Below are 15,298 nucleotides of genomic sequence, written 5' to 3' on the forward strand. Positions count from 1 at the left end.
TTTATGACTAAAGCTTTATGAAAGCCACTGAATTGTCTGTTTGCCAGCATTTGTATATTTATGACCAGCCAATTAATTGTGCAATTACTAATGAAATAATTGAAATAAGTCCCCACATAATAAATAAAGGGAAGAAAAACTTGATCCACTTAGTATAAGAAACGCCACCAATGGCTAATGCTGCCATGAAATAACCACTTGTAGGATAGAATACATGTGTGAAGCCATCGCCTAATTGAAAAGCTAAAACAGCTGTTTGACGAGTAATTCCTAGCATATCTGCTAATGGTGCCATGATAGGCATAGTGACAAGTGCTTGACCACTTCCTGATGAGATGATGAAGTTAATTAATACCTGAACGAGATACATTCCGATGACTGCGACAGTCGGTGTTGCACCGTCAATAACAGAACCTAAGCCATGCACGATACTGTCCATAATCTTACCGTCTTCAAGAACTACTGCGATAGAACGTGCGAGACCTACAATGATAGCTCCCATCAATACGTCTTTAAATCCGTCATTAAATGACTCGCAAATTTCACGCGTATTCAATCCAGTAATTAATCCAACAACAATTCCCATAATGATAAATAACCCGGACATTTCAACCATAAACCAACCCTGTGTAGTAACACCATAAACAAGTACAATAAAAAAGGCTAATACAACTGCAATGCCAATTTTTTGACGTTGAGTTGCAACTAGCGGTTCGTGCTTCGTAATGTCTTTATAGGTTTGTCTTTTTTCAGTGTCCTCTTGGTAAACTAAGCTAATATGTGGGTTTTGTTTTACTTTTCGTGCGTATCTCATTATAAATAATATCGTTATAATAAGCACAACTACAAAGATTATTAGTCTTAAGCCAATACCAGAAAAAACAGGAATACCAGATAATTTTTGTGCTAACCCAGTATTGATAGGGTTTAATACACCGACTGTAAAGCCTACAACAGTACCACATAGCGCAATCGCAGTAGCGGTTATAGAATCATAACCTAAAGCAATAATTAATGGAATGATAACGGGTATGTATACAAGTGAAAGTTCAGCAGTACCTATGAGAGTAGCAATAATTGCAAATACTGATGTCAGTACTGGAATGATAAAGATACTATGATTTAAAAACCTACGCGCGAGTTTATCAACTCCAATTTCAATAATGCCCGTACGTCTTAATATCATAAACATACCACCAATAATCAGTGTGAAAAATACAATTTCACCTGCTTCAATGAGACCTCTTGGAATAATGGATATAAAGTCAATGATATTCACTGGTGTAGCTTTTATGTAATGAAATGAGTCTGCATCAACCATTTCTCTACCTTCTGGTCCTTTAATTCGATCAAATTCTCCGGAAGGAATGAGGTAAGTTGAAATGGTGGCTAAGACACCAAATATAAATAATATGACATAAATATGTGGCATTTCGACCTTTTTCCTGTCTTTATTTGTTGTTTTCCCTTTATTTTTTGAAAATTTCATTGCTACACCCCTTTTAGCTAACATAAATAATGAAAATATATCATGGCTATATAAAAATTAAAATCTTAATTTTCTGAAAATTTTAATTTAAACATAATTATAACAAAATTTTTATAAAATTATTAAATAAATATGATTTTAGTTAAACAATTTAGTGTGAATTAATATAAAATAAAAAACCTAGTAATTGAACTGTGCAGCTCATTTACTAGATTTTACTAGAAACATTTTATTTATTTGATAACTAAAGACAGTAACAAGGCACTATCTTTAATTATAAGTGTTTATTACATTGCTCGATCAACATTACTACACAATATATTCAAATAGCGATGAACATTATGCGAAGTCGTATCTTTAGGTAGTGCATGAGAAAACGTATTACCTTTTGTCGTTTTAACAGTATAGATTATATCATAGTTACTAATTTTGAAATCAATAATTTTCATAAATATCCCCTTAACAATGGTCATTGTTTTAAAATTATGAAATTGCAAATGAAACTGTGAAATAGGTTGAAGTACAAAGTTGACCATTTATATAATTGTACTATACATAAATCTTTTAAGTAATAAAAAGTATAACATATTTATGAAATAAACTTAAATAATACAAATAAAAAACACATTCAAATTTAAGAATATGTTTAATCATTAAGTAAATTTATTATTTCATCGTACTTTTGTTCACTCAAGGTACCTAAAGGACTTTGATTTATTTCAAATATTAAAAAATCATCATTTGAATTGAATACACTTTTTATATTTTCACAAATCGTATTTTGATCTAAGTCACTTTTTAACAACCACAATCCTTTGTAGATGTACAAAGGTTTACCAACAAGATTTAACTTAGAAGGTAATTTTTCATACCCATAAGAAATAGCATTTAAATTATAGGATAATATATATTTCGCCATTTATATCGCCCTCCGATATAAGCATATCATTAACTAAGATTTAAAGGTTGAAAGAAGGTTGGGTTTAAACACCATTTATTAATTTATGGAATATTATAGGCGGATTAAGTTTGTTTTTATTTTGGAAGGGGATTTTAATAATATAGGTAACTTTATTTTTAATACTATGGGGTGAAATAAAAATGAATTATATAAAGTATATAACATCAAAAGATAACACGAAGCTTTATGAAAAATAAATGAAATTGAAAAGGCTAAAGCTAATATTATTATTGTCCATGGATTAGCTGAACATCTTGATCGTTATGATGAATTAGCTAATTACTTAAATAAAAATGAATTCAATGTTATTAGGTATGATCAGCGGGGACATGGTCGATCAGAAGGCAAGCAGACATTTTATAGTAATAAAGATGAGATTGTTGAAGATTTGACTGCTGTGGTTGATAAAGTTAAAGCAGACTATAAAGGGAAGATATATTTAATTGGTCATAGTATGGGCGGATATACAGTAACATTATTCGGTACACAATATCCTAATGAAGTAGACGGCATAATAACATCTGGCGCTTTAACGAGATATAATAAGAAAACGTTTGGTGAAGTAGACAATCATGTAGATAAGTATAGTTATTTTGATAACGAACTTAGTGAAGGACTATGTTCAGATCAAAATGTTGTTGAAAAATATGCATTAGATGATTTGAATGCAAAGCAAATTTCAATGGGATTAATAGTTAGTCTAATGGATGGTATAGCGTATTTAAAAGAAAATGCATCTAAATTTATTGAACATACACTTATATTACATGGTAAGGAAGATGGGTTGGTGAGTTACCAAGATTCATTACAATTATTTGATGAAATAGGTTCTGAACATAAATCAATTCATATTTATGATGGTTTACAACACGAAATATTTAATGAATCTTCTTTTAACAAGAATATTTTTAAAGAAATTGTTGATTGGTTAGATAATGAAATATAATTCACATGAATTTTTAAAGTAGATTTACAAATTTATTGTTGATTAAGTCCTCAAATATTTTAAAATGTTTGTTTCAGTAATTTGAAGGATTTATAATAAAAAAATAATTAAGACAAAATAATTGAAGGAGACAAATATGTTTATTAAAACCTTGCACATGGAATACGAAGAGAGTTTCGAAGAATTTGATACACGAGTGAACCAATTTTTACATGAAGTTGACGATAAACAGCATTGGGAACTTGTTTCAGTTACACCTTCAGTTACAAACACTGTGGAAGGCGTAGATTATTTTATTACAATTATTTATAAAAAGTAATGAATAACACGATAAAAAAAGAGCCTGAAAACTTTTTCAGGCTTAAACATAATATAGACAGTGATTAATCAGAAAATGTCTGATAATCATGATTTTAATTAATCACACACATTCTAATCATTCCGGTTATTGCAAGTCGACTAGATTATTAAAAAAATGATGTTTATCTCGTCCATATATAAATTGTGATACATGATATCAATCTAATCACTAATTATATAAATTCAATATGTGTACTAAATTCATATAATTAGTGACTAAATGTTTTTTGAGGGACGTTGAAATAATCAGCTAAAATTTTAGTGTCATTTTCTGATGGTTCTCTATATCCATGTTCCCAATCCCATATTTGACATATTCTATAACTTTTCTCGTAGTCTTTGTTTAAATTAATTGCTAATTTAGACAAGCTTAAATGCTCTTTTTCACGTAGCTCAGTTAAAATTTCCAAAATCTAAAACCTCCATCATTTAAATGTATAATACGTATATTAATTATTTTAGTACAGATAAACTGTATGTTCAAATAACTAAATATTTATTTAGAATTAATTGAAATGTTATTTCCAACAATTTTAATATTTTGAATAAAATATAAATCATTTGTTGATTGTATAAAGTGTCAGGATATAAGGATAGGGTATTAAAATATTAAAAATATTTATAATAAGGAGGAAAATAAATTGAAAATAATTGCTATGAGTATTTTTGTAGATGATCAAGAAAAGGCAAAACAATTTTATACAGAAAAGCTCGGTTTTGAACTTGTACATGACATGGAGATTGGTGGCGGGTTTAAATGGTTAACTGTAAAAGAAAACAATTCTAACAATCCGGTAGAAATCGTTCTTGAGCCTAATGAGAATCCTATAGCAAAAGCATATCAAGATGATTTGTTTAATGCAGGTATTCCCGTAACGATGTTTGGCGTTTCTAATTTAGAACAAACACACCAATCACTGTCAGATTTAGATGTGAAATTTCATACAGCACCAAAAGAGGTTGAAGGAATTAAATTAGCAATCATTGAAGACACTTGTGGTAATTTAATTCAATTAATTGAGCAATAAGTATATATTTTTCTAAGCACTAGATTTAATTTATCGTCAATTTTTATGATATAAGTTAAATTTGGTGCTTGTTACTTATTATATTAAAGCACTTTATAAAATATAATTTCTGTATTCATCACCGATGAAAATGAATAATCATTTTTTGTAGCCCTCTGAATTAAACGCTGGTTAACAAATTTTTGGATATGTTTATGAAGTATATTTTATTGGAGGGAACTTTACAGAAAGTTATGAGTTTGCAAAATGCATTCTTATACGAATTACAATCCAATAACGATGTAAACTAAGTAGTAAAGTAACGATGATCAATACGATATAACCCCTTTATCCGCCGTATTAATCATCGTTCAAAAACATGAGTATTTATTTTTTCATTTTATCAATATCTTCCGCAACAATTGTTAATAATTCTTCAGTTTCTGCGTCGGTTAGCTCATCAGAACCTTTAATTCTAATGACAGAACCCTTATCCGTTTTAACATGGTAAATCGGTTCTTCGTCTTTATAAACTTTTCGTAATACTTTCATCTCATCACCCTTTTTTCTATAAAACAATTCACGATAATATAAAATAATGTCTAAATAGAAACATTACTTTCATAAGACGAATAAGTTCTTATTTTATAACTGAAATGATTAATACTTTAACTATAGGATAACTTTTTATTAAATTCATTTCCACTGGTATGATTTAATTAATTTAATTATTTTGTTGAATCTTATTTAAAATAATACATTTTCAACTGTTAATTATAATTTATGATATTTTTTTGAGAAAATTAGTTTTTTGTGTTTTTATATTATAAAGAAGGGTATAACTAACCAAGCACAAAAAGTCCTCCAAACTTTAGTGTGGAATATATTTTCGAGATTGACGTCGCTTTTCGAAGCGGCGTTTTTGTTTTATACTGCATATAGTATGACTATTTAAAAAAGGGATGTATATTGTGAGATTATTGAGTATATTGTCATTTTTATGTAGCCTGGCGATAACAGTTGTTATTATATATGGCGTTATCATGATGGCTGGTGACTTAATGGGGTTAACAACATTTAATAATCAATTATTAATTGTAGGTCTAGCATTTGTATTATTGAGTGGTTTGTTTGGAAAAAGTAAACCACGATTGTCAATGTTAGTGCTATTTATTGGATTTATAATTGTAATTGTTAATTAATAAATAATAAAAGGAGTGAAAAGGAATCTATGTTTACCAATGATTTCTTTTCACTCCTTTTTATATGAGTCATTTTATCAAAAATAACTAAGCTTTAAATGATTCAATATTGCCTTGAAGTTTTTGATCCATGTCATTAGCTATTTTTAATAATAATTGTTTTATATCTTTTGAAGTTAATTCATTATCAGCAGTAACTTTGATAATTAAGCCTAAATCCGTTTTAATATGGAAAGTCGTACGGTTATTTTCAGATACGCTTCTTAATATTTGCATCTTAATCACCCCGTTTTCAAATTACAGAATTATCGTTTGACGTATAACTAAACAGTATTAATGAGATAATTCAATTAACATAGTGTAAAATGTTAATTTAATATAAGTTTAATATATTTGAGGTGAAATGAATAATAATTAGCTTCTGATATAGTGATGTGATTATTTAATGTATTTAGGTATCATTTTGATATAGATAAGTTCGCCTAATAATTCACATAATGTTTGTGTAATAATGACTGTAGTTGTAATGGTTACCCAATGGTTTGGTAAACCTAATGCTAAAGGTAGGACAACTAGTGCATTTCTTGTACTAGAACTAAATGCAATGGTCCTTTTGGTTTCTTGTGTTACTTTAAATAATTTACCACATAAGGTACCTATTAAAGGAGCAATGATTAAAAAACAAATATAAATAGGTATAACTGTAATGACAATATTTAAATTATGGATAATTTTATTTATTTGTGATCCTACAATTGAAAATAAAACGAGAGCCATAAAAATTTCGGGAAGCCAAGATGTGAACTTTAATATTTGATTTATGTTTTTGGACTTATTACTAGAATATTGCAATAGAAGTGCTAATAATAAAGGGAAAATTATAAACATCAAAAACGACTTAAAGAATGGTAAAATATCTATTTGTGAAAAAATATCAGTGTTTAGAAATAGTGTGAAATATAAAGGTAATAATAAAATTTGGCATATAAACAGTAGTGGTGTAGCAAATATCATGAGTCGTTCGTTTCCTTTTCCTAATGCATTAAAAACAAGAACGTAGTCAATACAAGGCGTTAGTAGAACAAGATACAACCCGATTAGGATAGGTGCATCTGAAATATCAAACAATAAGATCAAGCCATAAACAAATAAAGGAATAACAATAAAATTTGATATTAATAATGCCAAAATAGACTTTATATTAAGCAAACTGTGTTTGATGTTAAAAAATGGAATTTGTGAAAACATACTAAACATAAGTAGAAACAAACTAGCAGAAATTATAGATTCTAATATGTTGGCAAAAATATTTGATATTAAGCCAACAAGGACACCGCTTAAAAGTGCTATAAAATAAATGTGAATTTGGTACTTTTCAATCAAGGATTTTATATATTGCATAATGACCTCTCGTATATCAATTTTTGTTCATGGATTTATTTCATACACAGTCAGTAATACAGAATAACCTGAAATAAAAAAAGTGGTGAGAAATCATGTATGCCATTTTGATTTCAAGTCCCACTTCTTTATATGAACTAGTTTCGATTTTATTTTTTGTCTTTATCTTGAACACTTACTTTGTTTTCAATTTTATCATCATTTGTGCTATCAATACTTAGAAGTAATGCACGAATAACTAAAACACCAGATATAAGTAATAACAGATTTTTTAATAGTTTCATATTTTCACCCACTTGTATGAATTTAAATGTTTGTTACAAAATAATTATATTTATATACATCATACACTAAAATCCACTGACTAAATAAAAAATACTATTGTGTTTGTTTCCTTTATATAAGGGTTATTTAAAGGTCGACGACGTAAAGTGTTGAATTTTCTTCATCGACTGTTACTTTTAATTCATCACTATTATTTTCAATTGTGGTATTAACAACATTTCCTTGCTCAATCGTAAAGAAAATTTGGCTTAAAATACCCATCGCATAATCATTAATTGGACTTACAAGAGAAATAGAAGTTGTATCTTCTTGTATCATAAATTGCTTTTGACTTTGATTTATTAATTGCCATTTAGGTAAATAGGTTAATTTCATAATTGTCACTCCTTAATATTGCTACATTTTTAATATTTTTCTAAAGAAGAATATTAAATTTTGAATTAATTGATTGTGAAAGGGAATAAGTTCACCAAATACATAAGAATAAGAGGTGATAGCATGATTGTTTTATTATCTATTATATTAGCATTAATTTTTGCTTTTCTAGCAACAATGCCATTTTTATTTATAAATACGAGGTTGCATGAAAATGTTAATCACTCTAAGGAAGAGATACGCCATGAAAAAATAAGAGCGATTAAACGTTTTGTGTATTTTTTTATATTAATTATTATTTTGTTAATGGTTTTTCATTTCATTACAAATTGAATTGATACGTATAAAATACAAACATAAGTGCGAGCATATTTGATTCGTTTTTTAAATTAAATGACTTATGTTATAGAAGTAGGAGGAAATGTTGCTTTTTAAGTGATTCATGGGTGAAAGCTTGTAATAAAGCGCCACTTATAAATTGATTTTAAGTGGCACCTCAGAAGCTTATGGTATCGTTTAGTTTAAACTAAGATTGTTTGATCGTATACGCATTGAATTGATATTGAACGCCTAAATATGATCTAACTGAAAATAATGGTAAAGAGTATACCCACAACACCAAAAATAATTAACATAACGGTCAGTCCGAGTAAAGATTCTTTGGTTTGTTGTGTGTCTTTCAACTTATAAAATATTAAAGAAATAATTCCACAAATTAAAAATATGAGTGAAAGCCAAAATACAATCATGAAATGTAAACTCAAATTCTTGTCCCTCCTTTGTAATGTCATCTAGCTATAATATTTGATGATTTTATTCAATAACTTAAAAATTAATTGTTTTTAGTTTTGTAAGCTCGTTTGTATTATATTTTATCATTTATTCATAAGATGCCATAGTGTAAGATATTTTCACGAATTTGGTTATAAAAATTAAATTGTGGAAATAGAATATCAGCATGATTATGTTTAACGTAGAAAAGAGGAATTGCATGAGCAATTTTAAAGTAAAATTGGATAGGGCAAGACAAGCAGTAAATGAAATACAAGATTGTAACAGTAAAGATTTTCAAGAAGCAGAACAGTTAATTGTAGAATTGAAGCAAGCAATTAGAAATGACTTAATGCCACAAACTGAGCAAGAAGACAAAAGATTAAAAGACATTGCAAGCAAATTAAATACACATATTAAAACGGGTTTTGAAAATTTTCATACACCTCAGGATATAAGTCATTATTTAGAGTCAGCTTTTCAACGTGGTAAAAAAGATAAAACGTACGGGAGAGCATTAATATTAATTGAAGAAAATGAAATGATAGAACAAGTGAAAGTACATTTTGATGATAGAGCACAAAACGCCAAGTTAATTAATAACATTTTAGAAAAATTAATTGAACTGAGTGTAGAAATAATGCCAACCGAATATACAGAAATATTGAAAATTGAAAAAGCATATTTCGAAAAAACATTTGCCAATTAAAAAGAATTAGCGTATAAACATTAAAATTTTAGATTTTATTAATTATAACGGTGTATAATAGCAGTGAATCAAATAAGTAAGGAGATAGAAAATTATGAATGAAGTAAATAAAATAATTTATATTGTTTTAGCGGTGTTTTTAGGAAGTTTTGGAATTCATAAGTTTTATGCTAGAAAAACTGGTATGGGTCTTTTGTTCCTCGTATTTTGTTGGACAGGTATTCCACAAATTTTAGCTATTATAGGTGCGATTATTACAGTATTTAAACCTGCAGATCAAAATGGCAATGTTTTAGTTTAAAACTATGATATAAAATAAAACGAGGCTGGGACATAAATCCCATTCTCAAAATAAGAGGGCAAATCCTTAACAATGGATTTGTCCTCTTTATATTTAAAATCTTCCGATTTTGACCGTGCATGCTTGCCTGGGGTATGGTTCGAGCCTGTAGTCTCTCACTCATACTATTCCCCGGGCGTCAGCACAATGCAAAATCGTTTGAAATATTTATCAAGATACAAAAGCAAAGGCTCATTAGAAACAATTCATTACCTCTAATATATTGATGAAGTTCTTATTTTATAAAATTAATAACATGAATTAGCCAGAAATCATAAGTAATAAAGAATTGGACCTTTTGATATGAGAATAATATGCGATTTTGACCGTGCATGCTTGCCTGGGGTATGGTTCGAGCCTGTAGTCTCTCACTCATACTATTCCCCCGGCGTCCGCACGTTACAAAATCAGTACAATAAAATTTATGTATGAAAAACAATTCAAAAACGAATAAGAAGATAATGAAGCATTTTAATTGGGAGTATTTTAAATCTCAAATTAATCAACAGCTTTCATAACCAGAGATTAAAAAATCTACAGTCAAAGAAAAATTGATGTAGAACCAGTTTTTTGATTCATGAAGGCTATTTTAGGTTTCACTCGAATGTCAGTTCGAGAGATAGACAAAGTCAAAAGAGAATTAGGATTTGTCCTAATGGCATTGAATGTAAGGAAAATAGTGTAGCTCAACGAGCTACACTATTTGATAAAAATAAGAAAACGACAATTTCTACATTATTTCAATAGAAACTATCGTTTTCTGTTTAGTCAGAGACATTTATGTCCTGAACTCGTTTTTATATTGAAAAATATAATGACATCAACCAAATTAAAATAAAAAAGTATTTAATTTTTATTGCTTTAGCAATAGAATTCATAAACTTTACAATATTTACAATTTTGATTAAATACTATGAAAACAACAATTAAACTGTTCATTTTTAAATTTAAAAATGAACAGTGATAGACAAATAAATATTATTTGTTATGATTATGAAAAGGCTTTAAATAGTAAGACATGTAACGATTAAAATTTAAATAATCGAGGTAATGCTTATGACATTCTATGATTTTATAAATGACTTTGTTAATGACGACACGCCACTTGGTCAACTTGCCTATTTTATAAATAAAGATAAGAATTTCCCTAAACATGCAACAGGATATCATGAATTATATGCATACTTTAAAACGAATTATAATTATAATGAAATAATGACGTCTGCAAAAAGAGCATTAAGTTTATATCTGAATAACTTAAGTGTCAATTAGCATAAAGATTCATTGTTCATAATACCAGTTTCTTATTTTTAGAGCATATTTAATGTCTTCCGTTCTAAAGTTAATTTCATTATTTCTAATTGAAAAAGGTTCAATGATATCTTGAGCCATCCAGGTATTAATAAGTTCTGTAGGTAGGCCATCTAATTCCATGTCACTTTTACTTAGAACAAAACATTCCCAATCGAGAGAAATTTTTGAAGGATTAATATATACACACTCATTAATCTGATTCATAAAAACACTCCTTAACATTGTAAATCCGACGTTAAGTTTTACCCAAGTACAAATAAAATAAAACGACAATTTTATTTTATTTGTCTACTAATTGATGAAAAAATAATAAATGATGGAAATTTGTTATTTTAAAGTATTCTAAAGTGTATAATTATAATCGTTTGTCTACTAATGAATAATAATATGTATTTGTTGATAATCATTAATATATAAATATAAGCACAGTACTAAAAGCATGTCATCAACTAATTAATTGGCGATTTAAATTATAAACTCGTATACAAATAAAGAACTCATCCAATTTGATGTGGATGAGTTCTTTTTGTATTCAAAAGCTAACATTTTTGTTTACTGTGCATATTTTTCTTGAAGTAAGTTGAGATATGCATTTTTACCACGGTATAATTCCTAAAATACAAGCTACAAAAATCATAAATAGACTAGATCCAACAGCCCATTTTATTACTATGCGTTGGTTTTGGCCGTATTCTATATCTAGCATACCTACAAGTAAGTAACCAGCAGCATATAATGGACTTAACACATGTAAAGGCTGACCTAAAACTGAAGCTCTCGCCATATCAACTTTGGAAATACCAAATTGTTGCGCAGATTCAGCTAAAATAGGTAATACACCATAATAGAAAGGATCATTTGCCATAAAGTATGTAAATGGTCCACTCAAAATTGCTGTGATTAACGCAAAATGAGTGCCCATAGCATCTGGTATGATTTGTACCAAAGTATTAGCCATTTCGTTAACCATTTTTGTTCCATTCATTACACCTGTAAATATACCTGAAGCAAAAACAAGACTGATTACAGAAAGTACATCTCCAGCATGTTTTTTTACAACAGAATTTTGAATACTTAAATTAGGATAGTTTAGTAATATTGCAAAGCCAAACCATAGCATAAACAAGACTGGTATTGGCATTAAGCCGATAACCAGACAGACGATTAATGAAATTGTTAGTATTGCGTTTGGAATAAGCATTTTTGGTCTTTTTAATAAAGATTCTTCTTTTGTATCGGTAGGTTTTATATCATTTAAATCAATATTTGTATTTGATGTAATATACTTTTTTGAACGCTTTCCAAGTATGTAAGCAACTCCAAAAGCAAATAATATACCAGCAATCATTGCAGGTATGATAGGCACAAAGACCTCTTCAGTAGTTACTTGCAAAGATGAAATCGCACGTGCAGTGGGGCCACCCCAAGGCAACATGTTCATTACACCGATAGATAGAAGCGCCAATGTAGATAAAGTATATAGACTCATGCCAATCTTTTTATAAAGTGGCATCATTGCAGTTACGGTGATGATGAAAGTAGTGGTACCATCACCATCTAGTGCTACCATGGATGCTAAAATTACAGTGCCTATTGCTATTTTTACTGGATCCCCTTTAACGACTTTTATAATTTGATTAATGACTGGTTCAAATAAGCCAGCATCTATCATAACGCCAAAATAAAGTATGGCAAAAGTCAGCATAATTCCAGTTGGTGCAACAGTTTCTATGCCATCTAACATAAACTTACCTAAACCTGCATAGAAGCCACCAATCAAAGCAAAAATGGTAGGTATAACAATTAACGCAGTTAAAGCTGACATTTTACGTGTCATAATTAATACCATAAAGATGATAATCATAATAAAACCTAGAATTGCTAAGTTCATATATTCAATTTTCCCCCTTTGTTTTTATCATTATATACTTTTCAGAAATTTTTTGAAAATAAAATATTACTCTTTTTTAAAAAGTATATGCTAAAAAAAACACTTCATAACTCAAATAAATAGTTATGAAGTGTTTTGCGATTATTAAATATTATAAAATAAATATGTATTTATAAAATTAAATGAAAAAATTTATTACATATGATTTCCAAAAAGGGTAACTTAGTAGTGCTAAAGAAAATAATGATACCAACATAGCAAAAATATTAGCAATACGATCCCCGCGTAAACATGCATATAAATTAATAAGTAGTACACCCAATATGAATAACAGACCAGCTAATATTTGCATGTCTCCTTCTAAAATTTTATTAACTGCTAATAATGGTGTTGCTAATGTAATTAATGACAAGAACAGTGATAATAATGTCGTTGCATATTTCAAATTGTTCAGTCCTCTCTAAGAAATACTTTTATTAATCTAATGTTATAAATGATAGCTTAATAAAATAATATTTGCTTAACAATTTAATTGCAAGTCATTTTTATATATGGCGTAACATTTATCAAAAAGATGATTAACGAAAAGTGTCAAATTATAGTAGTAAGGAGGCGTCTGTATTGTGAATGAGTAGTATAAAAGACTTGTTTATTCGAATAAAGTCATATCCTCACCATTGAAATAGTAAATCAACCAATGTTCATCAACATAATCTACATCATATTTTCTGGCAAATTTTTCTATTGCAAGTAATTCAAAATTTAAATTACTAAAAAAGACTTTGCCACTAATATTATTTGATATAAGTGAAGTCATTAGAATTTCAATTTGTTTATCATGGCAGATTTGGAATACATATTTCATTAATTGTTTGGCAATTTGTTCTTTGAGTTCATGGTTATTACCCATAACACACATATTTTCGATTACTGCTTTGTGTGACAGGCTGTAATTTTGATTAAATATAAGTGTTACAGCACCTATCAAAACACTATCTCGAAAGGCTCCAATGACAATTGATTGATTTGAATTAGTAGAAAGTAAATCGTTTAAATTGAGTTCGGCTAAGCATCGATCATTTTGTAATTTCCAAGCAAATACGTCAAGATCTTCATGAATGCCACGTTTTAATAATGTTCTATAGTTGGGTAAATCATCGATTGATAGATAACGTATATTTGTCATTGTATGCCTCCTAAACTTTATAAACCATTTATATAATAGATTAATAAATTTTACAGCCGTATTAAATTTGATTTTAAGGGAAAAAGGATAATTGAGCAACACTATATTTAATTTTATTCAAAAACATGGAATCATTTTTAATTTAAAAAACAAAAAATATGAAGTTTTTAAGTGTTTAATTGCATTTAATTTAATTTTTAAGTAACGCGAATGGATATGATAATTATGGTATAATATGGTGGATGATATATTATGAGCGGAGGCACGATAAGTGGAATCTTTAATGACTATTATAGTTTCGCTAATTTTGCTTATCTTGATTTCTTTTGCCATATTAATGATTTACATCTGGATTAATTATAAAGATGAAGACAATTAATAAAAAAGAGAAAACGATCAAAAGACATCATGACATAAGTATAAGCAGTATTAAAACAACAAAAAACCCCCAAATTCGATTAGGAATTTGGGGGTTTAGCATTATCGTTATTCTACTACTTGTACATTTAAATCTACGTCAATATTACCGCGTGTTGCTTTTGAATATGGACAAAATTCATGTGCATCTTGTAGATATTTTTCTGCATCTTCTTGTGATAAAACGTTTTTAACTTTTGCATCTATTGAAACGCTTAATTTAGGGCTTTCAGCCTCTGGGTCATCTTCTAAACGTACAGTTAAAGTGACTTCAGGTTCAGCGCCTCTCACTTTATTTTGTTTAAGAATTAAATCAAATGCACCATTAAAACATGACGCATAACCTGCTGCAAATAATTGTTCAGGGTTAGTACCTTTTTCAGCATCAGCTTGTGCTGGAGGAATGACTGCTACATCAATTGCTTTATCATCTGTTTGAACGTGACCGTTACGACCACCTGTATTCGTTGCTTTTGTTTCATAATTTACTGCCATTATATTACCTCCTAAATTACTTATATAACGACTATACCCTGTAAATTAAATTTAAATCATATAAAAAGGTGAATAGATTTTTATTATTTACTTAAACGATGCTCTTTTAAGATTGTGTTCGTTCTCAATATTGTTATACAATAATTTTA

General features: G+C 28.5%; 21 protein-coding genes and 2 pseudogenes. 8 read left to right on the forward strand and 15 right to left on the reverse strand.

The genetic code is table 11. From position 1 onward, the window contains the following. Window positions 1-58: 58 nt before the first annotated feature. From KA873_RS11520 to KA873_RS11530, 3 genes are all read right to left on the reverse strand, one after another. On the reverse strand, window positions 59-1,489 hold the full coding sequence (locus KA873_RS11520; protein ID WP_210140436.1) for a YfcC family protein: 1,431 nt from the start codon (window positions 1,487-1,489) through the stop codon (window positions 59-61). A 287-nt stretch (window positions 1,490-1,776) separates the two neighbouring features. Next, a complete protein-coding gene (locus KA873_RS11525; RefSeq protein ID WP_181187807.1) occupies window positions 1,777-1,938 on the reverse strand; it encodes a hypothetical protein in 162 nt (53 codons plus the stop codon). A gap of 197 nt (window positions 1,939-2,135) precedes the next feature. After that, the gene (locus tag KA873_RS11530; protein ID WP_107386690.1) at window positions 2,136-2,408 is read right to left on the reverse strand and encodes a hypothetical protein; all 273 of its coding nucleotides are present in this window, start codon (window positions 2,406-2,408) and stop codon (window positions 2,136-2,138) included. Between the two features lie 182 nt (window positions 2,409-2,590). Here KA873_RS11530 and KA873_RS11535 point away from each other — a divergent pair. Then, window positions 2,591-3,396: pseudogene (locus KA873_RS11535) on the forward strand (alpha/beta hydrolase). Window positions 3,397-3,532: 136 nt separating this feature from the next. Then, window positions 3,533-3,715, forward strand: coding sequence for a hypothetical protein (locus tag KA873_RS11540; protein ID WP_107505408.1), 183 nt, complete (start codon window positions 3,533-3,535; stop codon window positions 3,713-3,715). A gap of 250 nt (window positions 3,716-3,965) precedes the next feature. Here the strand turns inward: KA873_RS11540 and KA873_RS11545 are convergent, their stop codons facing one another. Continuing rightward, on the reverse strand, window positions 3,966-4,166 hold the full coding sequence (locus KA873_RS11545) for a helix-turn-helix domain-containing protein (RefSeq protein WP_107385383.1): 201 nt from the start codon (window positions 4,164-4,166) through the stop codon (window positions 3,966-3,968). Window positions 4,167-4,397: 231 nt separating this feature from the next. Here KA873_RS11545 and KA873_RS11550 point away from each other — a divergent pair, with 231 nt between their 5' ends. Continuing rightward, window positions 4,398-4,784, forward strand: coding sequence for a VOC family protein (locus KA873_RS11550; protein ID WP_107386663.1), 387 nt, complete (start codon window positions 4,398-4,400; stop codon window positions 4,782-4,784). A gap of 366 nt (window positions 4,785-5,150) precedes the next feature. On the opposite strand, the gene vraX is transcribed toward KA873_RS11550, so the two are convergent. Next, window positions 5,151-5,315, reverse strand: a complete 165-nt coding sequence (gene vraX / locus KA873_RS11555; protein WP_164996921.1) for a C1q-binding complement inhibitor VraX — start codon at window positions 5,313-5,315, stop codon at window positions 5,151-5,153. A gap of 410 nt (window positions 5,316-5,725) precedes the next feature. On the opposite strand from vraX, the gene KA873_RS11560 reads away from it, so the two are divergent. Continuing rightward, window positions 5,726-5,965: a hypothetical protein gene (locus KA873_RS11560; protein WP_154409359.1), complete on the forward strand. Its 240-nt coding sequence runs from the start codon at window positions 5,726-5,728 to the stop codon at window positions 5,963-5,965. Between the two features lie 87 nt (window positions 5,966-6,052). On the opposite strand, the gene KA873_RS11565 is transcribed toward KA873_RS11560, so the two are convergent. The 5 genes from KA873_RS11565 to tsaT all read right to left on the reverse strand — a co-directional run bounded on the left by KA873_RS11565 (window position 6,053) and on the right by tsaT (window position 8,790). Beyond that, window positions 6,053-6,241, reverse strand: coding sequence for a hypothetical protein (locus tag KA873_RS11565; RefSeq protein ID WP_019467911.1), 189 nt, complete (start codon window positions 6,239-6,241; stop codon window positions 6,053-6,055). A 162-nt stretch (window positions 6,242-6,403) separates the two neighbouring features. Next, the gene (locus KA873_RS11570; protein WP_210140442.1) at window positions 6,404-7,366 is read right to left on the reverse strand and encodes an arsenic resistance protein; all 963 of its coding nucleotides are present in this window, start codon (window positions 7,364-7,366) and stop codon (window positions 6,404-6,406) included. Between the two features lie 149 nt (window positions 7,367-7,515). Beyond that, window positions 7,516-7,650, reverse strand: coding sequence for a hypothetical protein (locus KA873_RS13700; RefSeq protein ID WP_258230502.1), 135 nt, complete (start codon window positions 7,648-7,650; stop codon window positions 7,516-7,518). A gap of 127 nt (window positions 7,651-7,777) precedes the next feature. Continuing rightward, window positions 7,778-8,026, reverse strand: a complete 249-nt coding sequence (locus tag KA873_RS11575) for a hypothetical protein (RefSeq protein WP_107385375.1) — start codon at window positions 8,024-8,026, stop codon at window positions 7,778-7,780. Window positions 8,027-8,607: 581 nt separating this feature from the next. Next, a complete protein-coding gene (gene tsaT / locus KA873_RS11580; protein WP_107385374.1) occupies window positions 8,608-8,790 on the reverse strand; it encodes a type II toxin-antitoxin system toxin TsaT in 183 nt (60 codons plus the stop codon). Window positions 8,791-9,017: 227 nt separating this feature from the next. Here tsaT and KA873_RS11585 point away from each other — a divergent pair, with 227 nt between their 5' ends. The 4 genes and pseudogenes from KA873_RS11585 (at window position 9,018) to KA873_RS11600 (ending at window position 11,118) form a co-directional block, all read left to right on the forward strand. Then, entirely contained in the window at window positions 9,018-9,506 is a 489-nt protein-coding gene (locus KA873_RS11585) for a hypothetical protein (RefSeq protein ID WP_107386684.1), read from the forward strand. Between the two features lie 94 nt (window positions 9,507-9,600). Next, window positions 9,601-9,807 carry a TM2 domain-containing protein gene (locus KA873_RS11590; RefSeq protein WP_107385367.1) on the forward strand — a complete coding sequence of 69 codons (207 nt, stop codon included), beginning with the start codon at window positions 9,601-9,603 and terminating at the stop codon, window positions 9,805-9,807. 464 nt (window positions 9,808-10,271) lie between these two features. Next, window positions 10,272-10,652 (forward strand): annotated as a pseudogene (locus tag KA873_RS11595) (transposase); the annotation flags it as partial. 250 nt (window positions 10,653-10,902) lie between these two features. Continuing rightward, window positions 10,903-11,118, forward strand: a complete 216-nt coding sequence (locus tag KA873_RS11600; protein WP_107384306.1) for a sterile alpha motif-like domain-containing protein — start codon at window positions 10,903-10,905, stop codon at window positions 11,116-11,118. Between the two features lie 9 nt (window positions 11,119-11,127). On the opposite strand, the gene KA873_RS11605 is transcribed toward KA873_RS11600, so the two are convergent. From KA873_RS11605 to KA873_RS11625, 5 genes are all read right to left on the reverse strand, one after another. Continuing rightward, on the reverse strand, window positions 11,128-11,364 hold the full coding sequence (locus KA873_RS11605) for a hypothetical protein (protein WP_107384305.1): 237 nt from the start codon (window positions 11,362-11,364) through the stop codon (window positions 11,128-11,130). A 391-nt stretch (window positions 11,365-11,755) separates the two neighbouring features. Beyond that, window positions 11,756-13,051, reverse strand: coding sequence for a CitMHS family transporter (locus tag KA873_RS11610; RefSeq protein ID WP_107384304.1), 1,296 nt, complete (start codon window positions 13,049-13,051; stop codon window positions 11,756-11,758). 178 nt (window positions 13,052-13,229) lie between these two features. After that, window positions 13,230-13,496, reverse strand: a complete 267-nt coding sequence (locus tag KA873_RS11615) for a hypothetical protein (protein ID WP_107386611.1) — start codon at window positions 13,494-13,496, stop codon at window positions 13,230-13,232. Between the two features lie 204 nt (window positions 13,497-13,700). After that, complete coding sequence (locus tag KA873_RS11620; RefSeq protein ID WP_107386610.1) at window positions 13,701-14,237, reverse strand: GNAT family N-acetyltransferase; 537 nt, start codon at window positions 14,235-14,237, stop codon at window positions 13,701-13,703. 486 nt (window positions 14,238-14,723) lie between these two features. Next, window positions 14,724-15,149, reverse strand: a complete 426-nt coding sequence (locus tag KA873_RS11625) for an organic hydroperoxide resistance protein (RefSeq protein WP_040030180.1) — start codon at window positions 15,147-15,149, stop codon at window positions 14,724-14,726. Window positions 15,150-15,298: the final 149 nt, after the last annotated feature.

Origin of the sequence: Staphylococcus sp. GDY8P45P, from assembly GCF_017892745.1 — a bacterium.
Taxonomy (GTDB): domain Bacteria; phylum Bacillota; class Bacilli; order Staphylococcales; family Staphylococcaceae; genus Staphylococcus; species Staphylococcus cohnii.

What these genes read in the sequence shown, in the direction of transcription:
- KA873_RS11520 (WP_210140436.1), bottom strand. Translation starts at nt 1,489, where the DNA reads ATGAAATTTTCAAAAAATAAAGGGAAAACAACAAATAAAGACAGGAAA.
- KA873_RS11525 (WP_181187807.1), bottom strand. Translation starts at nt 1,938, where the DNA reads ATGAAAATTATTGATTTCAAAATTAGTAACTATGATATAATCTATACT.
- KA873_RS11530 (WP_107386690.1), bottom strand. Translation starts at nt 2,408, where the DNA reads ATGGCGAAATATATATTATCCTATAATTTAAATGCTATTTCTTATGGG.
- KA873_RS11540 (WP_107505408.1), top strand. Translation starts at nt 3,533, where the DNA reads ATGTTTATTAAAACCTTGCACATGGAATACGAAGAGAGTTTCGAAGAA.
- vraX (WP_164996921.1), bottom strand. Translation starts at nt 5,315, where the DNA reads ATGAAAGTATTACGAAAAGTTTATAAAGACGAAGAACCGATTTACCAT.
- KA873_RS11560 (WP_154409359.1), top strand. Translation starts at nt 5,726, where the DNA reads ATGTATATTGTGAGATTATTGAGTATATTGTCATTTTTATGTAGCCTG.
- KA873_RS11565 (WP_019467911.1), bottom strand. Translation starts at nt 6,241, where the DNA reads ATGCAAATATTAAGAAGCGTATCTGAAAATAACCGTACGACTTTCCAT.
- KA873_RS11570 (WP_210140442.1), bottom strand. Translation starts at nt 7,366, where the DNA reads ATGCAATATATAAAATCCTTGATTGAAAAGTACCAAATTCACATTTAT.
- KA873_RS13700 (WP_258230502.1), bottom strand. Translation starts at nt 7,650, where the DNA reads ATGAAACTATTAAAAAATCTGTTATTACTTATATCTGGTGTTTTAGTT.
- KA873_RS11575 (WP_107385375.1), bottom strand. Translation starts at nt 8,026, where the DNA reads ATGAAATTAACCTATTTACCTAAATGGCAATTAATAAATCAAAGTCAA.
- KA873_RS11585 (WP_107386684.1), top strand. Translation starts at nt 9,018, where the DNA reads ATGAGCAATTTTAAAGTAAAATTGGATAGGGCAAGACAAGCAGTAAAT.
- KA873_RS11590 (WP_107385367.1), top strand. Translation starts at nt 9,601, where the DNA reads ATGAATGAAGTAAATAAAATAATTTATATTGTTTTAGCGGTGTTTTTA.
- KA873_RS11600 (WP_107384306.1), top strand. Translation starts at nt 10,903, where the DNA reads ATGACATTCTATGATTTTATAAATGACTTTGTTAATGACGACACGCCA.
- KA873_RS11605 (WP_107384305.1), bottom strand. Translation starts at nt 11,364, where the DNA reads ATGAATCAGATTAATGAGTGTGTATATATTAATCCTTCAAAAATTTCT.
- KA873_RS11610 (WP_107384304.1), bottom strand. Translation starts at nt 13,051, where the DNA reads ATGAACTTAGCAATTCTAGGTTTTATTATGATTATCATCTTTATGGTA.
- KA873_RS11620 (WP_107386610.1), bottom strand. Translation starts at nt 14,237, where the DNA reads ATGACAAATATACGTTATCTATCAATCGATGATTTACCCAACTATAGA.
- KA873_RS11625 (WP_040030180.1), bottom strand. Translation starts at nt 15,149, where the DNA reads ATGGCAGTAAATTATGAAACAAAAGCAACGAATACAGGTGGTCGTAAC.